8 protein-coding genes are annotated in these 12,245 nt (G+C 73.0%); 6 read left to right on the top strand and 2 right to left on the bottom strand.

Going from position 1 to position 12,245, the window contains the following annotated elements:
- The first annotated feature begins 257 nt into the window (after positions 1-257).
- Entirely contained in the window at positions 258-1,928 is a 1,671-nt protein-coding gene (locus tag AB0B83_RS22105; protein WP_357579752.1) for a right-handed parallel beta-helix repeat-containing protein, read from the top strand.
- A gap of 10 nt (positions 1,929-1,938) precedes the next feature.
- On the opposite strand, the gene AB0B83_RS22100 is transcribed toward AB0B83_RS22105, so the two are convergent.
- Positions 1,939-2,121 carry a hypothetical protein gene (locus tag AB0B83_RS22100; protein ID WP_091630004.1) on the bottom strand — a complete coding sequence of 61 codons (183 nt, stop codon included), beginning with the start codon at positions 2,119-2,121 and terminating at the stop codon, positions 1,939-1,941.
- Positions 2,122-2,140: 19 nt separating this feature from the next.
- Between AB0B83_RS22100 and AB0B83_RS22095 the strand changes: the two genes are divergently transcribed.
- From AB0B83_RS22095 to pulA, 5 genes are all read left to right on the top strand, one after another.
- Complete coding sequence (locus tag AB0B83_RS22095; protein ID WP_357579750.1) at positions 2,141-2,929, top strand: hypothetical protein; 789 nt, start codon at positions 2,141-2,143, stop codon at positions 2,927-2,929.
- Between the two features lie 37 nt (positions 2,930-2,966).
- Positions 2,967-3,356 carry a hypothetical protein gene (locus tag AB0B83_RS22090; protein ID WP_327029026.1) on the top strand — a complete coding sequence of 130 codons (390 nt, stop codon included), beginning with the start codon at positions 2,967-2,969 and terminating at the stop codon, positions 3,354-3,356.
- A gap of 183 nt (positions 3,357-3,539) precedes the next feature.
- The gene (locus AB0B83_RS22085) at positions 3,540-4,232 is read left to right on the top strand and encodes a cellulose binding domain-containing protein (protein WP_357579749.1); all 693 of its coding nucleotides are present in this window, start codon (positions 3,540-3,542) and stop codon (positions 4,230-4,232) included.
- Positions 4,233-4,267: 35 nt separating this feature from the next.
- Entirely contained in the window at positions 4,268-4,756 is a 489-nt protein-coding gene (locus AB0B83_RS22080; protein WP_357579748.1) for a GNAT family protein, read from the top strand.
- Positions 4,757-4,892: 136 nt separating this feature from the next.
- Positions 4,893-10,385 carry a pullulanase-type alpha-1,6-glucosidase gene (gene pulA / locus AB0B83_RS22075; RefSeq protein ID WP_357579747.1) on the top strand — a complete coding sequence of 1,831 codons (5,493 nt, stop codon included), beginning with the start codon at positions 4,893-4,895 and terminating at the stop codon, positions 10,383-10,385.
- A gap of 99 nt (positions 10,386-10,484) precedes the next feature.
- Here pulA and AB0B83_RS22070 read toward each other — a convergent pair whose 3' ends face one another.
- Positions 10,485-12,131, bottom strand: coding sequence for a hypothetical protein (locus AB0B83_RS22070; RefSeq protein WP_357579746.1), 1,647 nt, complete (start codon positions 12,129-12,131; stop codon positions 10,485-10,487).
- Positions 12,132-12,245 lie beyond the last annotated feature (114 nt).

The following is a 12,245-nucleotide window of genomic DNA, read 5'->3' as shown; positions in this document are numbered from 1 at the left end:
CCTCGGCGGTCACCTGGACGCGGATCGACACCGCCACCACGCCGAACCGCTTCGTCACCAGCGTCCACGTCGACCCGGCCGACCCGGCGCGGGCGGGCCGGCAGCGGCGCGACGCCCGGCAGCGGCGCGGAGCCCGGCCCGGCGGCTACCGCGCCGGCGGAACCGCCGCACCCGGCCGGGTAGCGCGTTTCCGGGCGGGTGCGGCGGGAATGCGCCGCTCGCGGGCGAACGACCGGACGCCGCAGAGGAGGGGTCGGATGCCGCACCAGGGCCTGTCCACCGCCGCGAAGCGGCTCACCCCCGTCGCCGGCGCGCCCCTGTGGTGCGACGCGCGGGAGTTCGGGCTGCGCGGCGACGGCGTGACGAACGACCAGCCGGCGCTGTCGGCCCTGGTCGACCGGCTCGGCGAGGGTTACGCCGCCGACGGGCGGGCCCGGGTCATCCACTGCCCGCCGGGGATCTACTCGATCCGGGACGCCGGGACGGTCTGGCGCAGCGGCGTGTCGCTGATCGGCGCGGGCCCGGGGGCGACGCGGTTCCTGCTCAGCAACGAGGGGAACCGGGCGGACCCCACGCCGTTGGCCTTCTGGACCACCGTGCAGCACGGCGCGAGCCGCGACCGGCACATCGCCGACTGCACCTTCGCGGACTTCGAGATCGACGGCTCCGGCGTGGCGATGGTCGAGTACAACTACCTCGCCAAGGGGCTCGGCCTCCAGTACGTGGTGCGCGGCGTCTTCCGCAACCTCTACATCCACCACACCGGTGCCACCGGGCTCGGCTGCGACTTCCTCCAGGACAGCCTGATCGACGGGGTGGTCGTGGTCGGTTGCGGCCGGCTGGACAACGGCGAGGAGATGGGCGGCGCGGGCATCGGCGTCGGCATCGGCGGCTGGGGCGACGTGGAGCGCCTCACGATCGCCAACTGCACCGCCGTCGGCAACGGCACCAACGGGATCTTCCTCGAACTCCAGAAGGACTACTGGACGCCGCCGCGCGGCTACCGCATCATCGGCTGCCACAGCCAGGCGAACCGCTTCGGCATCTCCGACTGGGGCGCCGACGGCCTGATCGTCTCCGCCTGCACGCTGACCGGCAACCTGGAGGCGGGCTTCGACGTCTCCGGCAACGGCACGGCCGGCGTGTCCGGCCGGGGCGGCATCATCAGCGACTGCGTCGTCGACCGCAACGTCCGCGACGGGATCAGCATGGGCAACACGCCCGGCCCGTACACCGTGCGCGGGAACCGGATCAGCGCCAACGGCGAGTACGGCTACCACGAGCACGACCTGGGGCACGGCTACCGGGGCGCGGCGGCGGGCGTGGTCGTCGACGGCAACGACTTCTCAGACAACGGCCTGGACGCGATCCGGATCGACCGGCCGATGACCGACGCGGTGGTGGTGAACAACCGGATCCGCAACAACGGCCGCCGGTGCGCCCCGGCCGCCACCGGCGCGGGCGAGTCGGTGCGCTACCACCACCGCTCCGTCACCGACCTGGCGGCGCACTGGCCGCACGACGGGCACCGGGGCAAGGTGGTGCGGGTCGGGTCACGCATGGCGGTGGTGGTGTCCAACACCGACACCGACCTGACCCTCGCCGAGGTGCGGGCGGATTCCCCCACCGGCTGGAACGAGGACACGCCGCCGCCCGGGGCGGCGTACGAGCTGCCGGCGGCCCCGCCGATCCGGGCCGGCATCACCGTCAACGCGCCGTTCGACTCCGCCACGGTGCGCGGCAACCGGATCTGGGACCACCGCGACGAGCAGACCCAGAGCTACGGGCTCTGGATCACCCCGGCCGGCAGCTGCGTGTCCTGCCGGATCGAGGACAACGACCTCGCCGGCAACGCCGTCGGGGCGGTGCGGCTCGACACCCCGCCGGTCGGCGGGCGCTGGGACCGCAACCACCACGAGGTGGACTGACGCCGCAGGCTCAGCGCGCGTCGTCGGCGGGGGCCGTCGCCTCCGCGTGCCGGTCGCGCAGCCGGGCCCGGATCTCCTCCGGGGTGTACGCCCGGCGCCGCCGTTCCGCCCGGGCGATGACCACGCCCGACGCCGCGACGCCGGCCAGGCCGGCCAGCCCGAGGACCTTCCACCACCGCATCCGTTGCCGCATCGGCCTAGGGTAGACCCCCATGAGCATCAGCCTGGACGAGGCCGTGGACCTGACCCGTACCGGCGACGTGTGGGTGTTCCGGGGGCGCAGCGTGCCGGACCGGGCCATCCAGTTGACCACCAACAGCCCGGTCAACCACGTCGGCATGGCGGTCGTGCTGGACGACATGCCGCCCCTGATGTGGCACGCCGAGCTGGGCAGATCGCTGCCCGACTTGTGGACGGGCACCCACCAGCGCGGCGTGCAGCTGCACGACCTGCGGGACGCGGTCTGCGTCTGGGCCAACCGGTACGGCCAGCGGGCCTGGCTGCGCCAGCTCGACCCGCCGGCCGACGCGGAGATGGAGAAGGCGGTGCTGCGCACCGTCGCGCGCCTGGACGGCACCCCGTTCCCGTCCACCGCCCAGCTCGCCTGGCGCTGGCTGCGGGGCCGGGTCCCGGCGGTGCGGCTGCCGGCGCTGCCGGGCCGGGCGGGGGACCACGAGGCCACGCCGGCGCCCGACCGCACCGGGGCGACCGCGCCCGACCGCACCGGGGCGACCGCGCCCGATCGCGCCGGGGCGACCGCGCCCGATCGCGCCGGGGCGACCGCGCCCGACCGTGCCGGCATCGCCGTGCGCGACCGTGCACTGGAGACGGCCTACTGCGCGGAGGTGGTCGCGGTGACCTACGAGGCGATGGGGCTGCTGCCCGCCGGGCGGCGTCCCAACTGGTACGACCCGGGCCGGTTCTGGAGCGGCGACGACCTCGGACTCGCGGGCGGCGCCCGGCTCGGGGCGGAGATCGAGGTGCGCATCCCGCCGCGCTGAGGTTTGGCCCGCCGTCCGGCCGGCAATTGCTCTCCCTGTGAGAGCCCCCACCGATCTGGACACGCTGACCGACTTCTTCGACCGGTACGGCGTGGCGCTGACCACCGGCGACGTGCCCGCCATCGCCGGCTGTTACGCCCTGCCCGGGATGGTGGTGGCCGACACGTACAGCTTCTCGTTCACCTCGCCGGCGGCGGTGGCACTGTCCTTCGTGGGCGCGGCCCCCGACTACCAGGAGCGTGAGCTGGTCGCGGCGCACGCGACCATCGAGGACGTGCTTCCGGTGTCGGCGCTGCTGACCATGGTCGCCGTGGAGTGGGAGTTCCTGGACAGCCAGGGCCGGGCGGTCCCCGGCGAGCGCTACCGCTACCTGCTGCGCTCCACCGACGACGGTCCGCTCATCTGCACGGTGCTGCGGACCGCCTGAGCGCCGGCCGGACCCGCGGCATCCTCCGACGGGCGGCGACCCGCCCACGCGCCGCGCGCACGCCCAGCTCGGTGAAGGCGCGGCCGGGGTCCACCGGCGACCCGCCCACGCGCCGCGCGCACACGGTCGCACCATGTCGCCACGGAGCGCTACGCTGCCCCGGAGGACCGCGGGAGGAGAAGCATGTCCGGCACGCGCCGAACATCGAGCAAGTCCTACGGCACGACGGCCATCGCGTCCTCGCCGTGGATCGTGGTGTCCGTCGGCGTCGCGGTGATGGTGGTCCTGCTGGCCATCGCGCTCGGCGCCTACCGGGGGCGCGGCCCCGCGTTCGACGCGCAGCCCGCCCCGCCGCTGCCGACCGTCGGGCTGGTCGACCCGGAGCCGTCGGCGGCCAGCCCGACGGTCACGCGCTCGCCGCGGGCGACGGCCACGCAGTCCGGCCGCTCCACCAGCCGGCCCACCCCGACCCGGTCCACGCCCGCCCGCAGCAGCGCTCCGCCGTCGCCGACCCCCAGCGGGAGCGAGGAGACGGCGCTGGTCGCGCCGCCATCGCCGTCGGTGTCCCCGCTGACGGGCCGGTACCGGGTGGTCGAGTCGTACGCGGACGGGTTCGTCGGGGAGGTGCTGGTCGGCAACACCTCGTCGGCCGGCCGGGAGTGGACGACGCGGCTGACCTTCCCGGGAGCGCGGCTGGGCAGCGCCTGGATCGAGGGCGCGCCACAGGGGACGGCGCAGCGGATCGACGACGGCTTCACCTACCGCAGCGGCGGCGACCTGCCCGGGGGCGCGTCGGTCACGCTGCGCTTCTATGTCCAGGGCACGCAGAGCCGCCCGACGAGCTGCACGGTCGACGGCGTCTCCTGCCGCCTCTGATTTACGCCCCGCCGTCGGTCACCCAGGGAGCCGCCATGGCGCTCACCCTCCGCCCGCTCGCGCTCGACGACACCGACGCCGTGCACGACTGGGCGCGTCTGCCCGAGTCGTGCCGCTACCAGGCGTGGGGGCCCAACACCTACGAGCAGACGCAGGCGTACGTGCGGGCCGCCGTGGCGGCGTCCCCGGACCGGCTGGTGTTCGGGGTGCTCGTCGACGGCGAGGTCGTGGGCAGCGCCGAGCTGAAGCTGCACGGCCCGAGCACCGGCGAGATCGCGTACGCCGTCCATCCACGGCGGTGGGGGCAGGGCATCGCCACGGCCACGGCGCGGGAACTTTTGCGACTGGGCTTCGACCGGCACGGGCGCCATCGCATCTTCGCCACGTGCGACCCGCGCAACCTCGCCTCGGCGGCGGTGCTGCGCAGGATCGGCATGCGGTACGAGGGCCGGATGCGTGGCACCGCCCTCATCCGCGACGGCTGGCGCGACTCGGACCTGTACGCCGTCCTCGCCGACGACTGATCCCCGGGCAGAGGGTCGCCGCGGAGGGCCGCCCTTGCAAGCGGGCTGTCGTGTTACGACTTTGTTTGCAAGGTATTGCAGAACGTTTCGGCAAGAGCTAGCGTGCGGGCCAGCCAGCGACCAGAGGAAGGCGTCGATGAAACCCCCGCCGATACCGCGCAAGGCCCTGCTCGCCCTCGTCTCCCTGCTCACCCTCGCCCTCGTCGGCACCCCGCTGGCCGTGCGCCAGATGGGTTCCGACGCCCCCGACGACATCGGCCCGCTGGTCACCACCGGCGCCGCGCAGTGGCGCACCGAACCCTCGGCGGAGGCGCTGCTCGCCGCCGGAAGCCGCCAGGCCCGCGCCGAGCAGTTCTACTTCGTCCTGCCGGACCGGTTCGCCAACGGTGACCGGCGCAACGACGCCGGGGGCCTCACCGGGGGCCGCCTCTCCACCGGCCTCGACCCGAAGGACAAGGGCTTCTACCACGGCGGCGACCTCAAGGGCGTCATGGACCGGCTCGACTACATCGAGGGGCTCGGCACCACGGCCATCTGGCTCGCGCCCATCTTCAAGAACCGCCCGGTGCAGGGCTCCGGAGCCGACGCCTCCGCCGGATACCACGGCTACTGGATCACCGACTTCACCCAGGTCGACCCGCACTTCGGCACCAACGAGGACCTGAAGCGGCTGGTGGGGCTCGCCCACAAGCGCGGGATCAAGGTCTATCTCGACGTCATCGTCAACCACACCGCCGACGTCATCCAGTACGCCGAGGACCGGCGCACCTACGTGGACAAGGCCACCTCCCCGTACACCGACGCGCAGAGGCGTCCCTTCGAGGACCGCAACTACGCCGACGGCAGCCGGGGCTTCCCGAAGGTGGACGGCACCTCGTTCCCGTACACCCCGACGTTCGAGACCCCGGCCGACGCGAAGGTCAAGGTCCCGGCGTGGCTGAACGACCCGACGATGTACCACAACCGGGGCGACTCCACATTCGCCGGGGAGAACAGCGAGTACGGCGACTTCCACGGCCTCGACGACCTGTGGACCGAGCGTCCCGAGGTGGTGCGCGGCCTGACCAAGATCCACTCCGACTGGATCGCGTCCACCGGCGTCGACGGCTTCCGGCTGGACACGGTGAAGCACGCCAACCTCGACTTCTGGCCGCAGTTCAGCCAGGGCGTCGAGCGTGCCGCCGCGCGCGCCGGCAAGAAGGACTTCTTCATGTTCGGCGAGGTCTACAGCGCCGACCCGGAGATCACCTCGACGTACGTGCGGCGCGGCGGCCTGCCGGCCACCCTCGACTTCGCCTTCCAGGAGGCGGCGCGCGGCTACACCGCCGGCGACGGCTCCGCGAAGGCGCTCGCCGACGTGTACGCCCGCGACGACCTCTACCGCGCCCGGGACACCGACGCGCGCCGGCTGACCACCTTCCTCGGCAACCACGACATGGGCCGGATCGGCTCGTTCATCGCCGGCGGCGGCACCGACCCGGGCACCCACCTGCGCCGCGACCGGCTCGCCCACGAGCTGATGTTCCTGACCCGTGGCCAGCCGGTCGTCTACTCCGGCGACGAGCAGGGCTTCACGGGGCCGGGCGGCGACAAGGACGCCCGGCAGGACATGTTCGCCTCGAAGACGCCCGACTACCTCGACGACGACCTGATCGGCACCGACCGGACCCACGCCAGCGACCAGTTCGACCGCGCCCATCCGCTCTACCGGGCCATCGCGGAGCTGGGCGCGTTGCGCCAGGCGCACCCGGCGCTGCGCGACGGCGTGCAGGTCGGCCGGTACGCCGCCGACGGCCCCGGCGTCTTCGCGTTCTCCCGGATCGACCCGAAGCAGCGCACCGAGTACGTCGTCGCGGTGAACAACGCCGCGACCGCGCAGACTGTCACCGTGGACACGTGGTCGGCCGGTGCCACCTTCACCGGTGTGTACGGCGCGTCGGCCGCCCCGGTCGCCGGCGCGGACGGCAAGCTCACGCTGACCGTGCCGCCGCTGTCGGCCGTGGTGCACCGCGCCGGCACGCCGATCGCGTCGCCCGACGCCGCGCCGAAGATCACGATCACCGCCCCGGCGCCCGGCGCGCCCGTCGCCACGAAGGCCGCCGTCACCGCCCAGGTCACCGGCGACCGGTTGGCCACCGTCACCGTCGCCGCCCGGGTCGCCGGCGGCAGGTGGACGCTGCTCGGCAGCGCCGAGACGGCCCCGTACACCGTGCACCACGACCTGACCGGGCTGGCCGGCGGCACGAAGATCGAGTACAAGGCGGTCGTCCGCGACGGGAAGGGCCGCACCGCGACCGCCCGGTCCACCGCGACCGTGGGGACGCCGGCGCAGTCCGCCTCCCGCGACTGGGCCGTGGTGCACTACCAGCGCCCGGCCGGCGGCTACGACGACTGGGGCCTGTACGCCTGGGGCGACATCGACCCCGCGTACGCGACCGAGTGGCCCAAGGGGCAGCCGTTCGCCGGCGAGGACTCCTACGGCCGGTTCGCCTGGGTGAAGCTCAAGCCGGGCGCGAAGTCGGTCGGCTTCGTCGTGGTCGACAAGTCCGGGAAGAAGGACGTGGAACAGGATCGGACGATTGACGTGACGAAGGCCGGCGAGGTCTGGGTCAAGCAGGGCGACCCGGCGACCTACCCGAGCCGGCAGGCCGCCACCGGCGAACCCGACCCGCCGGTGGCCGACGGCACCGCCCTCATCCACTACCGCCGCGCCGACGGCAAATACGACGGCTGGGGCCTGCACCTGTGGGACGGCGCCGCCAACCCGACGGACTGGGCCACGCCGCTCGCCCCGGCCCGGATCGACGCCTTCGGCGCGGTCTTCCGGGTGCCGCTGGCCGCCGGGGCGACCGGGCTGAGCTACATCGTCCACAAGGGTGACGAGAAGGATCTGCCGACCGACCAGCGGCTCGACTTCGCCGACGCCGGACGCGAGGTGTGGCTGCTCGCCGGCACGCCCGGCCGGCTGCTGCCGTCCACCGCGTCCGCCGCCGGCCCGGACGTCGACATCACGAAGCAGAAGGCGCACTGGATCGACCGCTCGACCGTCGCCTGGCAGGCCGGGCCCACCGACGGCAGGACGTACGCCCTGGTCGCCGCCCCGGCCGGCGGGGTCACCGTCGCCGACGGCGAGCTGGTCGGGACGTACCGCATGCTGCCGTTGACCGCCCAGCGCAACGGGCTCACCGAGGCCCAGCGCGCGGACTTCCCGCACCTGTGGGCGCACGGTGCCTTCACGCTCGACCGGCGGGACCTGGCGAAGGTCCCGGCGGCCCTGCGCGGGCAGCTCCTGGTGACCGAGCGGGACGCGGCGGGCACCCTGCTCGCCGTGACCGGCGTGCAGATCCCCGGCGTGCTCGACGACGTCTACGCCCGGGCCACCGACGCGCGGCTCGGGCCGACGTTCGCCGGCGGGGTGCCGACGCTGGCCGTCTGGGCGCCCACCGCCCGCACGGTCTCGCTCCAGCTCTTCGACTCGCCGACCGCGACGCCGCGGACCGTCGCGATGCGCCGCGACGACCGCACCGGCGTCTGGTCCGTGCGTGGCGCCCGCGACTGGACCGGCAGGTACTACCGGTACCAGGTCCAGGCGTGGCAGCCGGCGACGCAGAAGGTGGTCGACGCCGCCGTGACCGACCCGTACTCGCTGGCGCTGGCGCCGGACTCCACGCACAGCCAGATCGTGGACCTCGCCGACCCGGCGCTCGCGCCGGCCGGATGGGCGTCGCTGCGCAAGCCGGCGGCGGTGCCGTCGACGAAGGTGCAGATCTCCGAGCTGTCGGTGCGGGACTTCTCCATCGCCGACGGCACCGTGCCGGCCGAGCGGCGGGGCACGTACCTCGCCTTCACCGACCCGGGCACCGCCGGCATGAAGCACCTGAAGGCGCTCGGCGACGCCGGGGTGACCCACCTGCACCTGCTGCCCGCGTTCGACTTCGCCACGATCCCCGAGCGCCGCGCCGACCAGCGGCAGCCGGCCTGCGACCTGGCCGCGCTGCCGCCGGACTCCGAGCAGCAGCAGAAGTGCGTCGCGGCGGTGGCGGACACCGACGGCTACAACTGGGGGTACGACCCGCTGCACTACACCGTCCCGGAGGGCGGCTACGCCGTCGACCCGGCCGGGGCGAAGCGCACCACCGAGTTCCGGCGGATGGTGGCCGGCGTCAACGGCGCCGGACTGCGCGTGGTGATGGACGTCGTCTACAACCACACCTCGGCGGCGGGCGCCGACCCGAAGTCGGTGCTCGACCAGATCGTGCCCGGCTACTACCACCGGTTGCTGGACGACGGCGCCGTCGCCAACTCGACCTGCTGCGCCAACACCGCCCCCGAGCACGCCATGATGGGCAAGCTCGTCGTGGACTCGCTGGTCACCTGGGCCCGGGCGTACAAGGTGGACGGCTTCCGGTTCGACCTGATGGGCCACCACCCGAAGGCGAACATCCTGGCCGTGCGCAAGGCGCTCGACGAGCTGACCGTCGGCCGCGACGGCGTGGACGGGAAGAACATCCTGCTCTACGGCGAGGGCTGGAACTTCGGCGAGGTCGCCGACGACGCCCGGTTCACCCAGGCCACCCAGGCCAACATGGCCGGCACCGGGATCGGCACGTTCAACGACCGGCTGCGCGACGCCGTACGCGGCGGCGGGCCGTTCGACGCCAACCCGCGCGTGCAGGGCTTCGCCTCCGGCCTGTTCACCGACCCCAACGGCGACGACGTGAACGGTTCCACGGCCGAGCAGCGGGCCCGGCTGCTGCGCCAGCACGACCTGATCAAGGTGGGGCTCACCGGCAACCTGCGCGGCTACCGCTTCACCGACTCGTCGGGCCGGCAGGTGACCGGCGCGCAGGTCGACTACAACGGCTCGCCCGCCGGCTACACCGCCGCGCCGGGGGAGGCGGTCACCTACGTCGACGCGCACGACAACGAGATCCTGTACGACGCGCTGGCGTACAAGCTGCCGCGGGACACCTCGGCGGCGGACCGGGCCCGGATGCAGGTGCTGGCGCTGGGCACGGTGGTGATGGGCCAGGGGCCCGGGTTCGTCACCACGGGCACCGAGCGGCTGCGCTCGAAGTCGCTGGACCGCAACTCGTACAACTCGGGGGACTGGTTCAACCAGATCCGCTGGGACTGCGCCCAGGGCAACGGGTTCGGCGCCGGCCTGCCGCCCGAGCAGGACAACCGGGACAAGTGGCCGTACGCCAAGCCGCTGCTGGCCGACCCGGCGCTGGTGCCGGACTGCGCGGCGATCGACCTGGCCGACGCCCGCTACGCCGAGCTGCTGAGGATCCGGGCCTCCTCGCCGGTCTTCGGGCTGACCACGGCGGAGCAGGTGCAGAAGCGGGTCGCCTTCCCGCTCTCCGGCGCGGAGGAGACCCCCGGCGTGCTCACCATGACGCTGGACGGCCGGGGCCTCGACGGGCGGTGGAAGTCGGTCACGGTGGTCTTCAACGCCACGCCGGAGACGGCGCGGCAGCGGCTGACCGGGCTGCGCGGGGCGGACGTGGCGCTGCACCCGGTGCTGTGGGCCTCGGCGGACGAGTCGCTGCGGACGGCCTCCTTCGACCGGGCCAGCGGCACGTTCACCGTGCCGGCCCGAAGCGTGGCGGTCTTCGTGCAGCAGTAGCCCGCGACGTGGTCCGGCCCCCTTCCGCGACGCGGAAGGGGGCCGGTTCCTGTTCGGTGTCCCGAGCGGCCGGAGGGCCGCCCCGTCAGCCGAGGGCGATCAGCCGAAGCAGTTCTCCACGGGGGAGGGGCTGCCCAGGCAGTTCGTCGGCTTGTTGCCCTTGATCGCGGACTTGTCGTCCACGTTCACCTCGCCGCCGAAGTTGAACACCCCGCCCGGCCGGAACCTGGAGACGTTGTCCGCCACCTTCGTGTCGTGCAGGTTGACCCGGCCGAAGACGTTGAAGATGCCGCCGCCGATGCCGATCGGCCCGACGGCCTGGTTCCCGACGATCTCGCTGTCGCGGAACGTGACCTCGCTGGCGAGGTTGAACACGCCGCCGCCGAAGAAGGCCGCGAAGTTCTCCTTGACCTCGGTCTTCTCCGCCGTGACGTGGGCGCCGAAGGCCAGGGCCAGGCCGCCGCCGACACCGGCGGTGGTGTTCTTGGCGATCGTCACCTTGTGCAGGTGCAGCTGGCTGTCGTCCGCTGCGGCGATGCCGCCGCCCGCGATCAGCGCGGTGTTGTCGAGGATCCTGGAGTACTTGATGGTGGTGTTGCCCTCGATGTCGAGCAGGCCACCGCCGAAACCGATCGTGTGGTTGTTGCTGATGTCGGTCTTGTCGATCCAGACGGTCCCGCCGTCGACGTCGTCGCGGAAGATGCCCGGGGCGCCGTTGGCGATGCCGCCGCCGCCGATCCCGGCCTTGTTGTACTTGACGTGGGACTCCTCGACCTTGAGCACCCCGGCGTTCAGGATGCCGCCGCCGAAGAAGAAGGCGGTGTTGTTGGCGACCGTGGTGTGACGCAGGCTGGTCTTGCCGAAGTTGGCGATGCCGCCGCCGCTGCCGCCGGCCTGGTTCTCGACGATGTGGCTCTTCTCGATGTCGGCGGAGCCGCCCGGCTGCACCAGGATGCCGGCGCCGTCGTTGGCCTCCGGCTCCTCCAGCACGCTGGCGCCAGCCTTGGCCGCCGCGGCCTTCGCCGCCGCGGCACCCTTCGGCTCGGCCTGGAGCAGCGGCAGGTACGGCTTGCCGGCCTTGGCCGCCTCGGTGGCCTCGACCGAGTTCGAGTACCGCGACCACACCGTCTCCGCCGAGACCGTCTCCGCCTTCTCCCGCTCGAGGGTCTGGCCGTTCTTGATGGTCAGGCCCTTGAGGGTGAGGTGGCCGCCGCTGCCGACGTTGAAGATGCGGAACTGCTCGGCGGTGGCGTCCCGCACGATCTTGGTGTCGTGGCCCTTGAGCGTGATGGGCTGCTCGATCACCGGCAGGCCGTTGCCGTAGTGGTCGTGCCGGGTCAAGGTGTACGTGCAGTCCTTGGCCAGCTCGAACACGCCGCCGTGGTTGGCGTTGGCGTACACGATCGCCTGGATCAGCTTGTCGGAGTCGCAGGGCACCTCCTTCCCGCGCTCCTTGTGGTCCCGGTCCTTGTGGTCCCGGTCCCGACCTTCTCCGCCTTCGCGGCCCTCCTCGCCCTCGCGGCCCTCCTTCTCGCGGTCCGCGTCCTGGTCGCCGTCCATGCTGACCTGAGCGGTGGCCCACTTCAGGCCGTCCGCACCTACCGCGCCGGCGCCGGTGGCCACGCCCACGGCGGCGAGGCTGACCACGCCGGTCAACCCGGCCACACCACTGGCGAGCCAGAGCTTGCGGCGACGCTTGGGCGCCGCCGGCTGCTCGGAGTCGTTGTTCGTTAGGTAGTTGGACATCGGAGCTCTCTGCCCTCTCCTCGTACCAGACAGGGTCGCAGCGCCACAGGCGAGCGTCCCCTGCTACAAATCGGTTGTAGCTCCCGAACTAGACAATATGAGAATCTTCCTCGT

This window comes from Micromonospora sp. NPDC049060 (assembly GCF_040649055.1).
GTDB lineage: Bacteria > Actinomycetota > Actinomycetes > Mycobacteriales > Micromonosporaceae > Micromonospora > Micromonospora reichwaldensis.
Note: the sequence above shows the minus strand (reverse complement) of the source record. Positions and strands in the feature narration are given on the sequence as shown.